Annotated in this window: 16 protein-coding genes; 14 read left to right on the top strand and 2 right to left on the bottom strand. The window is 54.6% G+C overall.

Translation table 11 applies throughout. From position 1 onward, the window contains the following. Positions 1-238: 238 nt before the first annotated feature. The 11 genes from AC27KL_RS04590 (at position 239) to AC27KL_RS04540 (ending at position 12528) form a co-directional block, all read left to right on the top strand. Complete coding sequence (locus AC27KL_RS04590; RefSeq protein WP_487169003.1) at positions 239-1081, top strand: GDSL-type esterase/lipase family protein; 843 nt, start codon at positions 239-241, stop codon at positions 1079-1081. A 31-nt stretch (positions 1082-1112) separates the two neighbouring features. After that, the gene (locus AC27KL_RS04585; RefSeq protein ID WP_487169002.1) at positions 1113-2096 is read left to right on the top strand and encodes an ABC transporter ATP-binding protein; all 984 of its coding nucleotides are present in this window, start codon (positions 1113-1115) and stop codon (positions 2094-2096) included. Then, complete coding sequence (locus AC27KL_RS04580; protein ID WP_339325107.1) at positions 2089-3078, top strand: ABC transporter permease; 990 nt, start codon at positions 2089-2091, stop codon at positions 3076-3078. The genes AC27KL_RS04585 and AC27KL_RS04580 overlap by 8 nt, the downstream gene beginning before the upstream one ends. 82 nt (positions 3079-3160) lie before the next feature. Further along, positions 3161-5143 carry a DNA topoisomerase IV subunit B gene (gene parE, locus AC27KL_RS04575; protein WP_487169001.1) on the top strand — a complete coding sequence of 661 codons (1983 nt, stop codon included), beginning with the start codon at positions 3161-3163 and terminating at the stop codon, positions 5141-5143. 11 nt (positions 5144-5154) lie between these two features. Continuing rightward, complete coding sequence (gene gyrA / locus AC27KL_RS04570; RefSeq protein ID WP_339324416.1) at positions 5155-7599, top strand: DNA gyrase subunit A; 2445 nt, start codon at positions 5155-5157, stop codon at positions 7597-7599. A gap of 224 nt (positions 7600-7823) precedes the next feature. Next, positions 7824-8234, top strand: coding sequence for a MarR family winged helix-turn-helix transcriptional regulator (locus tag AC27KL_RS04565; RefSeq protein WP_036708097.1), 411 nt, complete (start codon positions 7824-7826; stop codon positions 8232-8234). Between the two features lie 69 nt (positions 8235-8303). Continuing rightward, positions 8304-9503 carry an MFS transporter gene (locus AC27KL_RS04560; RefSeq protein ID WP_487169000.1) on the top strand — a complete coding sequence of 400 codons (1200 nt, stop codon included), beginning with the start codon at positions 8304-8306 and terminating at the stop codon, positions 9501-9503. A 319-nt stretch (positions 9504-9822) separates the two neighbouring features. After that, a complete protein-coding gene (locus AC27KL_RS04555; protein ID WP_339324418.1) occupies positions 9823-10167 on the top strand; it encodes a YojF family protein in 345 nt (114 codons plus the stop codon). A 43-nt stretch (positions 10168-10210) separates the two neighbouring features. Continuing rightward, positions 10211-10867 carry a bacillithiol biosynthesis deacetylase BshB2 gene (gene bshB2, locus AC27KL_RS04550; RefSeq protein WP_487168999.1) on the top strand — a complete coding sequence of 219 codons (657 nt, stop codon included), beginning with the start codon at positions 10211-10213 and terminating at the stop codon, positions 10865-10867. A 68-nt stretch (positions 10868-10935) separates the two neighbouring features. Next, on the top strand, positions 10936-11691 hold the full coding sequence (locus AC27KL_RS04545) for a class I SAM-dependent methyltransferase (protein WP_487168998.1): 756 nt from the start codon (positions 10936-10938) through the stop codon (positions 11689-11691). 180 nt (positions 11692-11871) lie between these two features. Then, the gene (locus AC27KL_RS04540; RefSeq protein ID WP_487168997.1) at positions 11872-12528 is read left to right on the top strand and encodes an HAD family hydrolase; all 657 of its coding nucleotides are present in this window, start codon (positions 11872-11874) and stop codon (positions 12526-12528) included. Between the two features lie 162 nt (positions 12529-12690). Here AC27KL_RS04540 and AC27KL_RS04535 read toward each other — a convergent pair whose 3' ends face one another. Then, complete coding sequence (locus AC27KL_RS04535; RefSeq protein WP_487168996.1) at positions 12691-13413, bottom strand: RluA family pseudouridine synthase; 723 nt, start codon at positions 13411-13413, stop codon at positions 12691-12693. Positions 13414-13420: 7 nt separating this feature from the next. Continuing rightward, positions 13421-14284, bottom strand: coding sequence for a class I SAM-dependent methyltransferase (locus AC27KL_RS04530; protein WP_487168995.1), 864 nt, complete (start codon positions 14282-14284; stop codon positions 13421-13423). A gap of 200 nt (positions 14285-14484) precedes the next feature. On the opposite strand from AC27KL_RS04530, the gene AC27KL_RS04525 reads away from it, so the two are divergent. The 3 genes from AC27KL_RS04525 to AC27KL_RS04515 all read left to right on the top strand — a co-directional run bounded on the left by AC27KL_RS04525 (position 14485) and on the right by AC27KL_RS04515 (position 17263). Then, positions 14485-15948, top strand: coding sequence for a 4-hydroxyphenylacetate 3-hydroxylase family protein (locus AC27KL_RS04525; protein WP_487168994.1), 1464 nt, complete (start codon positions 14485-14487; stop codon positions 15946-15948). Positions 15949-15974: 26 nt separating this feature from the next. Then, the gene (locus AC27KL_RS04520) at positions 15975-16142 is read left to right on the top strand and encodes a hypothetical protein (RefSeq protein WP_487168993.1); all 168 of its coding nucleotides are present in this window, start codon (positions 15975-15977) and stop codon (positions 16140-16142) included. A gap of 254 nt (positions 16143-16396) precedes the next feature. Continuing rightward, positions 16397-17263, top strand: a complete 867-nt coding sequence (locus tag AC27KL_RS04515) for a carbohydrate ABC transporter permease (RefSeq protein ID WP_487169142.1) — start codon at positions 16397-16399, stop codon at positions 17261-17263. Positions 17264-17271: the final 8 nt, after the last annotated feature.

Genomic DNA, 17271 nt, shown 5'->3' with positions numbered 1-17271 from the left:
ATCGTAAGCTTGCGGTTTGAAGAAAAAGTCCGTTTCCTGATGGAACGGGCTTTTTTTATTTGAAAAACGGATGGAACGCCAGCCCGTTTTTGCATCGAATCATGGTTTCAAGGCGAAATGAAAACGGTGCAAAACGACCGTCGGATTTGCAAATTGATCCTAGAAGATTTATGTTTATGTACATATGTATTGCCGGAAAAATGACGAATCGCATGACGTCGACATGGAGGGATCGGTTTTGAAATCATCGAAATGGATTTGGCGCAGCGTCAGTATTTTATCCGTATTTTCCACGCTGCTCCTGTTGGCAGGCTTTGTGTATGCGGTAAAGGACATTCAGAATCCGCAGGCCGCAAAAGATCGGCCCGCCAAAGTCGCAACCCCGGATAAGGAAACGGGTCCGGCAACCCCGGCAGCCAATAAGGAACTGAAATTTGCGGTCATCGGCGATTCGCTTGCAAAAGGCACGGGCGACAACTCCGGGATGGGGTTTGCGCGGCGAACGATCCGGGAGCTGACGGCTGCCGGCAGGAAAGCGACGCTCCTGAACAATTTGGGCATTAACGGCCTGACGACGACGGGGCTCCTGCCGAAGCTTGAAGAACGGGGGACGAAGTACGTGCTTGGAGAAGCCGACGTCATCCTCCTATCCATCGGAGGGAACGATCTATTCCAGGGAGCGGACCTTGCGTCCAAAGGCATTTCCGGAACGTCGACGACTGCCAAGGGGCAGGAGCTCGATCCGGAGGACCTGTTGAAAGGACTGCCGAAAGCATCGACGCAGCTGAAAACGATTTTGGAACGCATCCGCGCGATTAATCCGGACGCCATGATCGTGTACGTCGGATTGTATAATCCGTTCGGGGATATCGAGGAGCTTCAGGTCCCGGGAAATCAGGCCGTTGCAAAATGGAATGAAGCGGCCCTCGACACGATCAATAAAAACGGCAATATGACGCTTGTGCCGACCTTCGACATTTTCCAGCAGCATTTGGACCGGTATTTGGCGTCGGATCATTTTCATCCGAACGGTGACGGGTACCAGCAAATCGCCGTCCGGATCGTTCAGGCCATCCGCTAATCAAGCATACGGAAGAAAGGAGAGGGAGAACATGTCAATGACGGTCAGTCCGGACCAAAGGGAATCCATCGTTTTATCGGTCGAACACGTCAAAAAAAGGATCGGAAAAAAATGGATCATCGAGGACGTGACGTTCGATGTCCGGGAGGGCGAAATTTTCGGTTTTTTGGGCCCGAACGGGGCAGGAAAAACGACGACGATCCGCATGCTGGTGGATTTGATCAAACCGAGCAGCGGAGTCATCAAAGTATGCGGTTACGACGTGAACCGCCAGCAGGAACAAGCGCTCCGTTTCGTCGGCTCGATCGTTGAAAATCCGGAAGTCTATACGTATTTGACCGGATGGGAAAATCTGGAGCATTTTGCGCGCATGCAACCGGGAATCGACAAGCAACGAATTCAGGAAGTGGTGGATATCGTCCGGCTGGACCAGCGGATCCACGACAAGGTCAGAACGTATTCGCTCGGGATGCGGCAGAGGCTCGGCATTGCGCAAGCGTTGCTCGGCAGGCCGAAGCTGCTCATCCTCGACGAACCGACCAACGGGCTCGATCCGAAGGGCATCAAGGAACTGCGCCAATTTATCCGGGAGCTGGCGGACGGCGGACTGGCCGTTTTCGTATCCAGCCACCTGCTCAGCGAAATCCAGCTTTTATGCGACCGGGTGGCCATCATCAGCCGCGGCCGGGTGCTTGCGGTTGGAGAAGTCGGGGAGCTCGTGGCCGCTAACGCGAAATACGTCATTTGGGACGTGGAACCTGTTGAAGCCGGAAAACGGGAACTGGCGATGCGGGAAGGCATCGAGGTCATCGAACATGCTGAACAGGTGCTGGACGACGCGATCATCGCAGGGATGAGCGGACAATCGGTCGTAACGGCGATGGAAGAGGAACTGATTTCCGGAACGGTTTCGCATCTCGTCGCCATGGGCATCCGCGTCCGCGGGGTCCATAAAATCAACCCGACGCTCGAGCAGCTGTTCCTGAAAATGACGGAGGGTGAGAGTATTGATTAGCGTGCTGCCCCTGATCAAAAACGAAACGATCAAAATCATCAAAAAGAAGCGTTTTTACGTCATTTTGCTCATCTTGCTTGTGCTGGTCCCGGTGTTTACCTATGCGCAAATGCGGTCCGCCGAACAAACGCGGGACAAATTCAAAGGCGACTGGCGGCTTGAAGTGCAGCAGCAAATCACGGATAATGAAAATTCGCTCGGAAGCGACCGGGTGCCGGACGAGTGGAAGAAATTCAGGAAAATCTTCGTGCAGCAGCTGCAATATTATTTGGAGCATGACGTGAACCCGAACGAACCGAACGGCGTGACGTTTACGCGCGAGTTTATGGCAAATTCCATAACTTTGTTCATTCCTCTTCTCATTATGGCGATCGCATCCGATATAGTATCGGGGGAACGAACGAGCGGCACCATCAAAATGTTGCTGACCCGCCCGGTCAAAAGGTGGAAGGTGCTGCTCAGCAAGCTGATCACGCTTTACATGTTCTCTTCGCTGATCATCGTGTCCGCTTTTGTCATCGCGTATCTCATTTCCGGGGCGGTTTTCGGATATAAAGGGTTTGATTTTCCGGTCTTCACCGGTTTTCGGATCCAAGGGTCCGATGTCGACATGTCCGCGGTGCACGCGGTGCCGCAGTGGCAATATTTGCTGATGGAAGGCGGATTGATCTGGTTCGTGAGCCTTGTCGTCGCATCGCTTGCGTTCATGGTGTCGGTGCTCGTCCGGAGCACGGCGGCAAGCATCGTGGTGATGATGGCCGCGCTGATCGCGGGAACCATTCTGACCAACATGGCTTCGGCCTGGAAAAGCGCGAAATATTTGTTTATGGTCAACCTGGAGCTGACCGATTACCTGTCCGGTACGCCGGCTCCGATCGAAGGCATGAACCTGGCTTTTTCGCTTGCGGTTTTGTCCGTTTGGGCAATTGCCGCGATCGTAATCTCATTCCTTGTCTTTACGAAAAGGGATATCTTGAATTAAAATGGACAAGGATAACAAAACAAAACATCTGTTTGCATTTTGGATGATATCCTACATAAAGAAACACAAAGGGGGAGCATGAATGGTCGAGCAGATCGATATGTTTGCAAAGTCGCCGGGCAGCAACGAAGCAGGCAGCGCCAGTTACGATGCAGACGACATTCAAGTGCTCGAAGGCCTGGTTGCGGTTCGCAAACGCCCAGGCATGTATATTGGCAGCACCAGTTCATCGGGGCTTCATCATCTGGTATGGGAAATCGTGGATAACGCCGTCGATGAGCATTTGGCCAAATACTGCACGAGAATAGATCTTACTTTGCATAAAGACGGTTCCATCACCGTCGTGGATAACGGACGGGGCATTCCGACCGGAATGCATAAAATGGGAATCCCTACGCCGCAGGTCGTATTCACCATCCTGCACGCGGGAGGGAAATTCGGCGGAGGCGGATACAAAAAATCGGGCGGCCTGCACGGCGTCGGGGCTTCGGTGACCAATGCGCTTTCCGAATGGCTCGAGGTCGAAATCTACCGCGACGGCAAGATCCACCGCCAGCGTTTCGAATACTGGCAGGACAAAAACGGCAAGGAGCATGTCGGCGAACCGGTGACGGGACTCGAAGTGCTCGGCAACACGAACAAAACCGGCACCAAGGTCACCTTTAAGCCGGACATTCGCGTGTTCCAAAGCGGAATCCAGTTCAACTACGATACGCTGGCGGAACGCCTGCAGGAAATCGCCTTCCTGAATTCCGGGCTTCGCATCGTCATTAAAGACGAGCGCTCCGACCGCATGGACGAATTTTATTACGAAGGCGGGGCAAGCCAGTTCGTCGAATTTTTGAACGAAGGCAAAGACGTGCTGCACGACGTCATTCACTTTTACGGCGAAAAGGACGACGTTGAAGTCGAGGTTGCGCTCCAATACAACGCGGGATATACCGAAACGCTCGCTTCGTTCGTCAATTCGATCCCGACGCGGGGCGGGGGAACGCACGAAACCGGTTTCAAGACGGCATATACGCGGATCATGAACGATTACGCGCGCAAAAACCATATGCTCAAAGAAAAAGACAAAAATCTTGAAGGCAACGACCTGCGCGAAGGCATGATGGCGGTCATCAGCGTCAAAATGGCCGAAGTCGAATTCGTCGGTCAGACGAAAGACCAGCTGGGAAGCGCATCGGCGCGCAGCACGGTCGACGCGATCGTGACCGAAAAAATGCAAATTTTCCTGGAGGAAAACCCGCAGGTGGCCCAGACGCTCATCAAAAAAGCGATTCAGGCTTCCAAAGCGCGTGAAGCGGCCCGCAAGGCCCGCGACGACATGCGGAGCGGGAAAAAACGGAGCGAGGGAACGAGCCTCGGTGGCAAGCTGAGTCCGGCCCAATCGAAGGACTTTACCCGTACCGAGCTGTTCGTCGTCGAAGGAAACTCCGCCGGCGGATCGGCCAAACAGGGCCGCGATTCGAAAATTCAGGCGATCCTGCCGCTGAAGGGGAAACCGCTCAACCCCGAAAAAGCCAAACTTGCCGATATCATGAAAAACGAGGAATACCGCACGATCATCAATGCGATCGGAGCCGGAATCGGAACCGAGTTTGAAATCGAAGACAGCAATTACTCCAAAATCATCATCATGACGGACGCCGATACGGACGGCGCGCACATCCAGGTGCTGCTGCTGACGTTCTTTTACCGTTACATGAAGCCGCTGATCGACGAGGGCCGCGTGTACATCGCCCAGCCTCCGCTGTATAAAATTTCGCGGAAGTCGGGCAAGCTGGAAACGGTCCGTTACGCCTACAGCGACGAGCAGCTGCAAAACTACTTGAAGGAATTCGGCAAAAATTACGAGCTGCAGCGCTACAAAGGACTCGGCGAGATGAATCCCGAACAGCTGTGGGAGACGACGATGAACCCGGAAACGCGCACGCTGCTGCAGGTACAGATCGAAGATGCGGCGAAGGCGGAGCGCCGCGTATCCACGCTGATGGGCGACAAAATCGACCCGCGCAAGCGCTGGATCGTGGAAAATGTCGACTTTAGAGAGTTCGAGGAATAGAAGGTGAATCGATGAGTTTATCAGAACAGTTTCTGCCGGCTTATCTCGAAGAGGTCGTCGGCGACCGCTTCGGCCGGTATTCCAAATATATCATTCAAGACCGCGCCATTCCCGACGTCCGCGACGGGCTTAAGCCCGTGCAGCGGCGCATTTTGTACGCCATGTACGAATCCGGCAATACGCCGGACAAAGCATACCGCAAATCCGCCAAAACCGTCGGCGACGTGATGGGTAATTACCATCCGCACGGGGACTCCTCCATCTACGACGGCATGGTCCGCATGGCCCAGCCATGGAAAATGGGGCATGTGCTCGTCGACGGGCACGGCAACTGGGGTTCGATCGACGACGATCCGCCGGCGGCGATGCGTTACACCGAAGCGCGCCTGTCGCCGATCGCGATGGAGATGCTTCGGGACATCGACAAACGGACGGTGCAGTTCAAGGACAACTTCGACAATTCCGCGAAGGAGCCCGTCGTGCTGCCTTCCCGTTATCCGAACCTGCTCGTCAACGGGGTCAGCGGGATTTCCGCGGGATTTGCGACGGAGATTCCGCCGCATAATTTGCGCGAAGTCATCGACGCCTGCGTGGCGGTGATGCAAAAACCGGAAATCGAGCTGGAAGAAATCATGACCTTTATCAAGGGTCCCGATTTTCCGACCGGCGGCCTGATCATGGGCGAAGAGGGAATCAAAGAGGCCTACCGGACGGGGAAAGGACGGATTTATCTCCGTTCCAAAGCCGACATCGAATTTTTGCGCGGCGGCAAACAGCAGATCGTCATTACGGAGATCCCTTACCAGGTCGTAAAATCGCGCCTTGTCACCCAAATGGAAAATATCCGGCTGGAGAAAAAAATCGAAGGCATTGCCGAGGTGCGCGACGAAAGCGGACGGGACGGTCTGCGGATCGTGGTCGAAATCAAAAAGGAGGCCGATGCCCAGGGCATTTTGGCTTATCTGCTGAAAAAGACCGATCTTCAGGTCACGTACAACTTCAACATGGTATCGATCGTCAACAAGGCGCCGCAGCAGCTTGGCCTGAAGGCGATGCTGGAGGCGTATATCGCCCACCAGCGCGAAGTGGTATCGAACCGTACCCGCTTCGAATTGGAAAAAGCCGAAGACCGGGCCCACGTGCTCGAAGGACTCGTGAAGGCGCTGAACATTCTCGACGAGGTTATCGCCGCCATCAAAGCGTCGAAAAACCGCCAGGATGCCCAAAATAATCTGCAATGGATGTTCGGCTTTACGGAGCGGCAGGCGGATTCGATTCTGACGCTGCAGCTGTACCGTTTGACGAACCTGGAGATCACGACGCTGCAAAAAGAGCTTGAGGATTTGCTGAAAAAAATCGACAATTACCGGTCCATCCTCGAAAGCGACAAGAAGCTGATCGCGCTGATCCGTAAGGAACTGCTTGAAATCCGCGACAAATACGGCATTGACCGCAGATGCGCCATTCAGGAGGAAGTCGAGGAAATCAAGGTCAACCTTGAAGTCATCGTCAGCTCCGAGGATGTGCTGGTGACGTTGTCTAAAGACGGATACATCAAGCGGACAAGCATGCTTTCCTTTACGCGGTCCGGCGGGGAGCTCAGCAGCTCGGGCGTGAAGGAAGGGGATTATATATCCAGGGTGTTCGAAATCAATACGCTGGACAATTTGCTCATCTTTACGCAAAAAGGCCAATATTTCCTGCTGCCTGTCCACCAAATTCCGGAATTCAAATGGAAGGACCCGGGTACCGCCATCGTCAATGTCATCCAGTTGTCCAAAGAAGACGTCATCGTCGACGTCATTCCGGTCACGAATTTCGAGGAGCCGAACCGCTCCCTGGTGTTCGTCACGAAAAAAGGGCAGGTCAAACGCACGGAATTAAAAGAATACATGACTAATCGCTCAAGCGCGGTTGCCGCCTGCAAGGTCGGCGCGGAGGACGAGGTCATTTCCGTCACGCTGAGCGACGGTAGCAAAGACATTTTGCTTGTGAGCAAAGAAGGCATGAGCATCCGGTTCAAGGAGCAGGAAGTCAACGCCATGGGCCGCGTCTCCGCCGGCGTGAAAGGCATCCAGCTTCGCGACGGCGACGAGGTCGTGTCCGCGTTGTGGGTTGAGGATGACGAAGGCGAAGTGCTGACCTTGACCGATCTCGGATACGGCAAACGTTCCCTGCTCGCGGATTACCAGCCGCAAAGCCGGGGAGGCAAAGGGCTGGCGACGTTCGAATTCAAGGAAGGCAAACGCGTGAAGCCGAACGGCAGCCGCATTGCCGGAGCGTTTTATTGCCGCCAGCCGCTGCAAATTACGGCTATCACGCGGGACGGCTTAAGTTATGCGTTCAGTTCGGAGCAGGCTCCGATCGCCGAACGCAAATCGACAGGAAAACTGCTTGTTCACCTGGAGAAAAAAGATGAAATTTCGGCGCTGCTGGCATTCGAGGAAACGACGTGACATCGGATGCTGTCCGAACCCGGCGTTAAAGCGTGAAAAAAGGCATCTTCGCTCAATTGCGAACGATGCCTTTTTTGAGGCGGTGAAACGTCCGTGAATCGTCTTTTGGGGAACGGTGTCGGACGATGTTTTTCTAAAAAAATTCGGAATTGCAGAAGGAATTGGCACGAAATGCGCGAAAGTTAATCCTGTAAAACATTGCTTGCGAAAGGAAGGTATAACCCGTGCATACTTCCGAATTTGCGAAAATATGGTCCAAACTAAGCAAAGATTATAAACTGCATATGGAGAACGAGTTGGCTCCGGCGCTCACCGAAGCTCAGTTGGCCGTGCTCGAAGTGCTGGGCGAAAACGAGCGGATGAAGCCTTCCGACCTGACGCCGCTCCTGGCGACAAGCCCGGCGGCGGTTACGATGCTGCTCGACCGGATGGAAAAAAACGGTTTGATTCAGCGCGAACGGGACGGAAACGACCGCCGGATCGTTTGGGTGTCCATTTCCGCGAAAGGGAAAGCGGAGGTCGAACGCGGCGTGCAAATCCGCGATGCGTTTCTGGCGAAGGTATTGTCGCGAATTTCCGCGCATAATCAGCAGCTTCTGATCTATTTATTGGGCAAACTAACCATAACGCCTTAAAACCTGGGTTCAAAGATTAAAAGAATAAATGTAGAGGAAGTAGTCAACCAGATGAATGATGCAACGCTTATGAAACCAAAAACGAGAAAACTGCTTTTCAGCGCCGGCCTCAGCTGGTTATTCGACGCCATGGACGTCGGCATCATTTCTTTTATCGTGACGGCATTACAGCTGGAGTGGAAACTCTCCCCGCAGGATGTGGGCATTTTGACGAGCGTCAATTCCGTCGGAATGGTCGTCGGCGCGGCCGCCGCCGGGTATCTGGCCGATAAATTCGGCCGAAAGAAGGTTTTGCTGTGGACGCTGCTCATCTTTTCGATAGCCAGCGGATTGTCGGCGCTCGCCTCCAGCTTCTGGGTGCTGTGCCTGCTTCGTTTTATTACGGGCGTCGGCCTTGGGGGCGAGCTGCCGGTGGCGTCGACGCTGGTGTCCGAAAGCGTCCATCCGAGCCAGCGGGGACGGGCCGTCGTGCTGCTGGAGAGCTTTTGGGCGGGCGGCTGGCTGGCCGCCGCGCTCATATCGTATTTTTTGATTCCGGCTTACGGATGGCAGATCGCTTTTGTCATTGGTGCTCTTCCGGCCTTTTACGCGCTGTATCTGCGCCGCGCCATCGACGATTCGCCCGTATACCGGAACAATCGGACCCAAGCGGCATCCTTATCGTTTGCCGGCAAGCTGGCCTCCATCTGGACCCGCGAACATAGCCGCTCGACGTTGATGCTGTGGATTTTGTGGTTTACGGTCGTGTTTTCGTATTACGGGATGTTCCTTTGGCTTCCGTCCGTCATGACGATGAAGGGCTTCAGCCTGATCAAAAGCTTCGAATACGTGCTGATCATGACGATCGCCCAGCTTCCGGGTTATTTTACGGCTGCGTATTTCATCGAGAAATTCGGCCGGAAATTCGTCATGATCACCTACTTGGTTCTCACCGCCGTCAGCGCCGCCTGGTTCGGCAACGCCGATTCGGCCGGCTCGCTTATCGCGGCGGGGATCTGCCTTTCGTTTTTCAACCTCGGTGCTTGGGGCGGCCTGTACGCCTACACGCCGGAGCTGTATCCGACTTCGGTCCGTTCGACGGGCGTCGGGATTGCGACCTCCGTCGGCCGGATCGGCGGCGTCATCGCGCCGTTCCTTGTGGGGTATTTGGTGCAGCGTCACGTCGAAATCAATGCGATATTTATCATGTTTTTCGTCATCATTTTGATCGGGGCCTTGGGCGTGCTTTTTCTGGGGAAAGAAACCAAGGGCAAGGCATTGGCCGATTAAACGGAAATATGGGGAAAAAGGCTGCCGTAAGGCAGCTTTTTTCGTTCAACGGGATGGGGCATAAAAGCCGATTTTAGCAATGCGAAAACATCATGGTTCGCCGATCGGCTCCGCTATGCGGGCTAATTCGAGTACAAGTCGAGTTTTTTAACGGTATAGCCGGCCGGATGAGGCAAAAGCATGTTTGTGAAAATGAAGTGCTTTGAATTATAATAAAATATGTTGCAGTTTGGACCTGCAGCATTCGGGATCGATCGAACCTGGTTTGCAGGAGGATTCGGACGATTTCGACAGACGTCTTGGAAACGGAGGGATTGGATTGCAGCTTATTAATCCGCAGATGGTTCAGGAGTTAATCGACAAACTGCAGGATCAGGATCTTTATATACATCTCGAAATGACGACGGGGGCTTATGCTTCGCATAACGACGAATCGAAGTTTACGGCCTCGACGTTCATCAAAAACGGCATCGTCCGGTATACCCACGGAAAGATTCAAGGAACGGGGCCATACCGCGTCGGGCTTAAGATGGAGCAAGGCTGGATTTATTCGCAAGGATTGACGCATTTCGAGGAAACGGAAACCGAGCGGCTGATTATGGCGGGCCATGACAGCGACGGCAAGCTGGTCGTCGCGCTGCAGTTGGGCAAAGAACCGTTCTAAACAGCAAGTCTGCCGTCATCAAGTGAAAGGGTGATTATAGAAAATGGAAAATCATATATTGGTCGTATTTCCCCATCCGGACGATGAATCCTTCGGCACTTCCGGAACGCTGGCCAAACGCATCCATGAAGGCGCAACCGTGACGTATGCGTGCTTGACGCTGGGCGAAATGGCGAGAAACATGGGCAAACCGCTCGTGGCCAACCGCGTCACGCTGCCGGAGCACCGTCGGAAGGAGCTTGAGGCATCCTGCCGCTCGATCGGCATTCAGGATTTGCGCCTGATGGGGCTTCATGATAAAACGATCGAATTCGAAGACCGGGACATGCTGGACGGCATGCTGCGCAAGCTGATCGATGAAGTGAAGCCGTCCCTTATCATTACGTTTTACCCGGGATTCAGCGTCCATCCGGACCATGATGCCACCGGGGAAGCGGTGATCCGGACGGTTGCGGCCATGCCGAAGGAACAGCGTCCCGTCGTGAACTGCGTCGCGTTTGCGAAAGGCTGCGAGCAGATCATCGGCAAACCGGACGTCGCGGTCGACGTCAGGGATTTCCTGCCGAACAAATTCGGTTCCATCCGTGCGCACGCCTCCCAGTTCCGCTGGAGTGAAATGCTGGGCACGTATTCCGAAGAGGATGAACAGATCAAAAGCCGGTTTAGTACGGAAAGGTTCTGGACTTATCGATTCGAATAGGATAATATTTCCATAAGCACGGACTCATCCGTGCGGATGACATATTCGGAAAGGTGAGTTGAGACGAGATGAGCAGAGCAGAGGATAGCAGAGGGTTTAGCGCAAAGAGCGGACGAGACGCAGAGCCGGCGGAAAACATGCTGGAGCGGATCGTCTTTATCGGCAGGACATACGAGGAATATATGCGTATGTTCGGCCTCGAGGAGCATCATATTCAAGGCAAAAGAATCCTGGACTGTCCGGCCGGCGCCTGCTCGTTTACGGCCAAGGCGGGCGAGCTTGGCTGCGAGGTGACGGCGGCGGATATCGCATATGGCCATGAGGCGGGCCTGCTGCTTGAAAAGGGCCTCCGGGATATCGACCATGCCATGGAACATGTGGCAACGCAGCGGGAGCGGTACATTTGGAGTGAATTCCGCGATGTCGAAGCATTGCGCGCCGAACGCCTTCAAGCGCTGCGGTCCTGCACGGAGGATATGGAAAGGCGTCCGGAAAGGTACGTGCCCGTGACGCTGCCGTCGCTGCCCTTCCGGGACCGGCAATTCGACTTGACCTTGTCGGCCCATTTTTTGTTTACATACGCCGACAGGCTGGACGCGGAGTTCCATCGCGCCGCCTTGCGGGAGCTGCTTCGGGTCACCGGCAAAGAGTTAAGGATTTTCCCGCTGGTTGACCAAAGCGGCCGCAGGCCGGATGAAGCGGAGCGATTGATCGCGTTTGCCCAAAGCGAGGGATGGGACGCGGAAACGAAAGCCGTACCGTACCATTTTCAGCGGAATGCCGATCACGTGCTTATTTTGCGTGCAGGGAGTAACGGATCTTGATCACGGACACCCTGGGCCGCTAACGCCCTTTCCGGCACCATAAAGGACAGCAGCGTGCTGCTGTCCTTTATGTTTAATCCGGATCCGGAGATGGCGGGGACGCCGATCGAGCCTGCCGCCCAACGAACATGAACGTACAAAGGAAAACCGGCGAGTACCGGAAGATCATGGAGGATCAACATGGAACACGCATTTATTTTTGACATGGACGGGGTCATCATCGACAGCGAGCCGATTCATTTTGACGTCGATATCCGAACGCTCGGGCATTTCGGCGTGGAAACGAACGAGCAGGAGCTGGAACGGTTCGTCGGGATGACGAACCCGGAAATGCTGGGCATTTTTAAACAGGAACGAAATTTGCCCCATACGGTGGAGGAAATGATCGAATACCAATTGAACCTGAAAATGAACATTCTGAAGAATCTGGAGATTGAGCCGATCGCGGGGGTGGTGGCCCTGATGGAGCAGCTTCGCGGAATGAACATTCCCATGGCGGTTGCCTCCTCATCCCCGAGAGTATTCATTGAAGGCGTCTTGGGGAAATTCGGTCTGAGCCGCTTTTTCAAGACGGTGGTCAGCGGCGAAGAGGTTCCCAAAGGAAAACCCGCGCCTGATATTTACCTCGAAACGGCCAAGCAGCTCGGCGTGCAGCCGCAGCATTGCGTCGTGCTCGAAGATTCAAGAAACGGCATGCTTGCCGCCAAAACGGCCGGCATGAGATGCATCGGATACCTTAATCCGAACTCGGGAAACCAAGATTTGGCCGAAGCGGATCTTCAGGTACGTTCCTATGACGAGATCCGGGTACGGGAACTGTTCGGGAACGATCTATAGCAAACGTTCGGGAACGATATACCAAACCAAAGCAAAGGAGCGGGGATTCCCCGCTCCTTTGCGTCATGAAAAAAAGCACATCAACCGAATCGTTGACGTGCCTTTTTGAGTTTAGAATCCAGTCGCCGGTTACAATGACCCGGCACGACTGCTTTATATCGTTTAGAAATCGTCCCGCAGACGCTCCAACACCGTGTCGGACCATAAATTCCAAGGGTGCTCCGCAGGGGGCAGGGAAGTCAGGACCACGTTCTCTTTGGTCACCGGATGCGGAAAGCCGACCAAGACCGACCAAAGCGCGATTTGCTGCCCGGGTTTGTTGACGCGGCTTCCGTACTTTTGGTCGCCGTACAACGGGCAGCCTGCCTGATTCATCTGGACGCGAATCTGATGCGATCTTCCGGTATGCAGCTCGACCCGGACGAGGCTGAAGGAGCCGTCGGTGCCGAGCACCTCGTAATCGAGGACAGCCTCCTTGGCCCCCGGCGTTCCGGCCTTGACCACGGAGACCGTATTGGTCTTCGGATCCTTCAACAGCATATCCCTGAGCGTGCCCCGGGGAGCGGGGAGCCGCCCGTGAACGACGGCCGCGTATATTTTGCGGAAGCTCCGGCTGCGGACGGCTTCGGACAGGCGCGAAGCGGCTTTCGACGTTTTGGCGAAAATCATCGCGCCGCCTACCGGCCGGTCCAGCCTGTGCACGAGCCCCAAATAGACGTTCCCGGGTTTGTTGTAACGCTCCTTAATGTCTTCTTTCAGCAGCGTAAGCAGGTCGGGATCGCCGGAGACGTCGGCCTGGGTCGGAATGTTGACCGGCTTGACGATGCCGAGCAGGTGATTGTCCTCGTATAATATCGGCATTTGCGATGCATGTTCTTGGCTCATAACCCGGTCACGACTCCCAGCGGCCGAGGATGCCGCACGGCAAATGAAGCCCGGACGCCGTGATCGGAAGCCCCAGCTCTCCGCAGGAGATGGTTCCGCCGAAACGTCGGCCTGCGGTCATGCTTAAAACGTTGTGAAGCACGGTCGGCGAAATGCCGGTCGTATAGGAATTGATAAGCATGAACAGCGGATTGTCGGACATGATGCCCATGCAGCTCTCCACGAACGGGTACAGGCTCTGCTCCAGTTTCCACATTTCCCCGCCGGGTCCGCGACCATAAGACGGAGGGTCCATGATGATCCCGTCGTAACGGTTTCCTCTGCGGTGTTCGCGCTGCACGAACTTGAACACGTCATCGGTGATGAAACGGACCGGGCGATCGCCGAGGCCCGACAGCTGAAGGTTTTCTTTCGCCCACTGCACCATGCCTTTCGCTGCGTCGACGTGGACGACTTCCGCTCCGGCATAAGCTGCCGCAACCGTAGCGCCTCCGGTGTAGGCGAACAAATTCAGCACTTTGATCGGCCGTTTGGCCGCCGCAATCTTGTCCATCATCCAGCGCCAGTTGGCCGCTTGTTCCGGGAACAGGCCCGTGTGTTTGAAATTGGTCGGGCGGATATAAAATTTTAATTGGTCGTAAGAGATCGTCCAGCGGTCCGGAAGTTTCTTTTTCATGTCCCAGTGTCCGCCGCCGGAAGAGCTTCGATGATAATGGCCGTGAACCTCGCGCCACTTCACGCTTTCGTTTTGGATAGGCCATATGATTTGCGGGTCCGGTCTGCGGAGGATGACGTCCCCCCAGCGTTCCAGCTTTTCGCCGGATCCCGTATCCATCAATTCGTAATCTTGCCAATCACGGGCTACATACATTTTGCGATCCATCCTTCTAGGCATTTTTTTCATGAATTAACATAACCATAACCTCTATTGTACAACATTTTACGGTAACAATGCACTTGGTTCTGCTTCGTTTGACGGCATTTTGGCTTCCTATTAGGTTGCTGCCGCTTCCTGACGGAGGCCCTTCTGAATAGAATGGGATCATCCATTTTTCAAAGGAGGCTGCGCCTGTGCCGGCAAAAAACGGAAAACAGTTTATCGAGCGTATCGATCAGGCCAACCCCCGGGTTTGGATAGACGGAGAACGAGTGGACGGCAGGCTTTCGGATCATGCTGCTTTTCGGGGGCTGATGACTACGCAGGCGGAGCTGTACGATTTGCAGCATCATCCCGATTATAGGGAGCGCATGACCTATTGCTCCCCGTCCACGGGAGACGCCGTCGGATTGTCGTTTAAGCAGCCCGTAACGAAGGAGGATTTGGCGAAACGCAGGGAGATGATGACGTTATGGGGAGAGCGGCATCATGGACTGCTGGGAAGATCGCCGGATTACATGAATACCGGGCTGATGGCATTTTACGCGGCCGCCGGACTGCTTGGCGAAAAGAAACCCGAATTTGCGGATCGTATGCGAGCCTATTACGTCTATTGCCGGGAGCGTGACATCTCCCTTTCCCATGCATTCGTGCAGCCCCATGCCAGCCGTTTCGACGAATTGCTTGAGGACGGCAGCATATCCAGCTGCGCGGCAAGGATCGTGGAACGGAACCAGGAAGGCATCGTCGTAAACGGCGCTTTTTTGCTGGCGACCCAAGGCGTGACGACGGACGAAATTTTGGTATACCCTCCGGCCTCGCCGTATATGCCCGAAGAGGACAGTCCAAGAACGTTTGCGTTTGCCGTTCCGAACAATCTTCCGGGCATGCGTTGGTTATGCAGGGAAAGCCTGGCGCAAGGCGTTTCGGCATACGACTATCCGCTCAGCTCCCGGTTTGACGAGATGGATACGCTGGTCTTGTTCGAAGACGTTCTTGTGCCGTGGGAGCGCGTGTTTATCCTGGGGGACGAGCGGCTGTCCATGCGATTTTTCAATGCAAGCGGTTTTCATGTCCACTGCGGCCATCAGGTGCTTTGCAGGTATGTCGCCAAAACGGAATTTGCGCTGGGCATTCTTTTTTATATGGCCGAGACGTTGGATCGGGCTTCTTATCCGTCCACCATCGATAAAATCACGGAAGTCATCGCGTTTTTCGAGACGCTGAAATCCCTGCTCATTGCCTCGGAAGCGGGAGCGGCTCCCGACCGTTTCGGAAGCATGCTCCCGAACCGGCGGCCGATTTGGACGGCAAACGTGCTGTTTCCCAAGATGTATCCGCGCATGATCGAACTGATTCAGCTGCTTGGGGGAAGCAGCGTCATCATGATTCCGTCCGAGCGCGATTTTGCGTCCGAATCCAGCGAAGCGATGGAACGTTACCTCCGGGGCGCAGGCATCGACGCATGTTCGAAAACGGCGCTGTTCCGCCTGGCGTGGGACCTCAGCTCGAGCGGGTTCGGCGGGCGGCAGACGCTGTACGAACGGTTCTTTTTCGGCGACCAATCGGTCGTTGCGGGCAGGCTGTACCATGCGTTTACGGACAAAGAGGGTTGCATCAGGAAAGTGAAGGCATTTTTGCGTCCAAAAGACGAATAAGCTGCAGGCGGCGCGAATAAGTATGTATGGGGAAACGTAACCAGGCAATCATGGGAGCAAGGAAACCGCCCGACAGAGCCATCCTGATTGCAGGGAGGCGGACGGTTATGACCATCGACCAGCTGATCGCGCTGCTGACGCTTGTCGTCATGATTATCACACTTGCCGTAAACCATGAAAAACCGAAGCAGTAGAAGCAGCAGGGAAAGGGAGCCGGGACCGGCTCTCTTTTTTTGTTCCCTCCCAAAAAAAGAAAACATAAACCCATCCCGTACACATACATATTTTAAAAAATGCTTCGCCAGATTCTGATCATGTCGTCAACATCTTAGCAAGTGCTGCGAACCGGAAGGAGGAAACCGGCTTGTCATTGAACGCAAATGTGAAAACGGATACACCCCTGGAACCCAAGGTCAAGCGGAAAAGGCGATTCACCCGGAATGACTGGATGGGTTACCTGTTCAGCGCACCACTGATCATCGGCGTGCTCGCTTTTGCGATTTATCCGATGATCGCTGCGCTGATCATGAGCTTCCATCAAACCTCGGGACTATCGATCGGCGGAACATGGGTCGGACTAAGCAACTACGATTACGTGCTGTCGGATTCGCTGTTTTGGCAAGCGCTTACAAATACGCTTTTTATCGGCATTTGGTCGGTAATTCTCGGCATCGCCCTGTCCTTTATTTTGGCGAGCCTGATCAACAACCTGAAATGGCATATGGGCAAAAACTTTTTCAAGGCCGTATTTTTTCTGCCGAACGTCGTGTCCGGGGTGGCGACGACGCTGCTGTTTTCGTTTCTGTTTTACCCTTCCAAGGAAGGGCTGCTGAACTTCGTCATCGGCTTGTTCGGCATCGACCCCGTCGGCTGGTTCACGAATCCGCAGGTGTCCCGGTACAGCATCGTTCTGATGAGCTTATGGGGGGCGCTCGGTTACAATACGATCATTTTTTTGGCGGGGCTGCAAAGCGTTCCGCGGGATCTGTACGAAGCGGCCGAGGTCGACGGCGCGGGTACCTACCGCAAATGGCTGTATGTGACGATTCCGTATTTAAGGCCGATATTCGTGTTCATGCTCATCATGGGCACGATCGGCGGCATGAAACGGTTTACGGACGTGTGGCTGATCGGCGGCACGGCGGGCAATCCGGGCGGCAGCCTGATGACGGTGGTGCTGTATATTTACCGGAACGCCTTTCTCTCCTCGCAGATGGGTACGGCGACCGCTGCCTCGTATTTGCTCTTTATCATGATTTTCGTGCTGACGGCGGTCATGATGCTGCTGAACCGGCGGAAGGACAGCTTCGACTGATCGGGGGA

This window comes from Paenibacillus sp. YAE3 (assembly GCF_057546105.1).
Note: the sequence above shows the minus strand (reverse complement) of the source record. Positions and strands in the feature narration are given on the sequence as shown.

Excerpts from the sequence above, each read along its gene's own strand:
- AC27KL_RS04585 (WP_487169002.1), top strand. The coding sequence starts at position 1,113 with ATGTCAATGACGGTCAGTCCGGACCAAAGGGAATCCATCGTTTTATCG.
- parE (WP_487169001.1), top strand. The coding sequence starts at position 3,161 with ATGGTCGAGCAGATCGATATGTTTGCAAAGTCGCCGGGCAGCAACGAA.
- gyrA (WP_339324416.1), top strand. The coding sequence starts at position 5,155 with ATGAGTTTATCAGAACAGTTTCTGCCGGCTTATCTCGAAGAGGTCGTC.
- AC27KL_RS04560 (WP_487169000.1), top strand. The coding sequence starts at position 8,304 with ATGAAACCAAAAACGAGAAAACTGCTTTTCAGCGCCGGCCTCAGCTGG.
- bshB2 (WP_487168999.1), top strand. The coding sequence starts at position 10,211 with ATGGAAAATCATATATTGGTCGTATTTCCCCATCCGGACGATGAATCC.
- AC27KL_RS04545 (WP_487168998.1), top strand. The coding sequence starts at position 10,936 with ATGAGCAGAGCAGAGGATAGCAGAGGGTTTAGCGCAAAGAGCGGACGA.
- AC27KL_RS04540 (WP_487168997.1), top strand. The coding sequence starts at position 11,872 with ATGGAACACGCATTTATTTTTGACATGGACGGGGTCATCATCGACAGC.
- AC27KL_RS04535 (WP_487168996.1), bottom strand. The coding sequence starts at position 13,413 with ATGAGCCAAGAACATGCATCGCAAATGCCGATATTATACGAGGACAAT.
- AC27KL_RS04530 (WP_487168995.1), bottom strand. The coding sequence starts at position 14,284 with ATGTATGTAGCCCGTGATTGGCAAGATTACGAATTGATGGATACGGGA.
- AC27KL_RS04520 (WP_487168993.1), top strand. The coding sequence starts at position 15,975 with ATGGGGAAACGTAACCAGGCAATCATGGGAGCAAGGAAACCGCCCGAC.
- AC27KL_RS04515 (WP_487169142.1), top strand. The coding sequence starts at position 16,397 with ATGGGTTACCTGTTCAGCGCACCACTGATCATCGGCGTGCTCGCTTTT.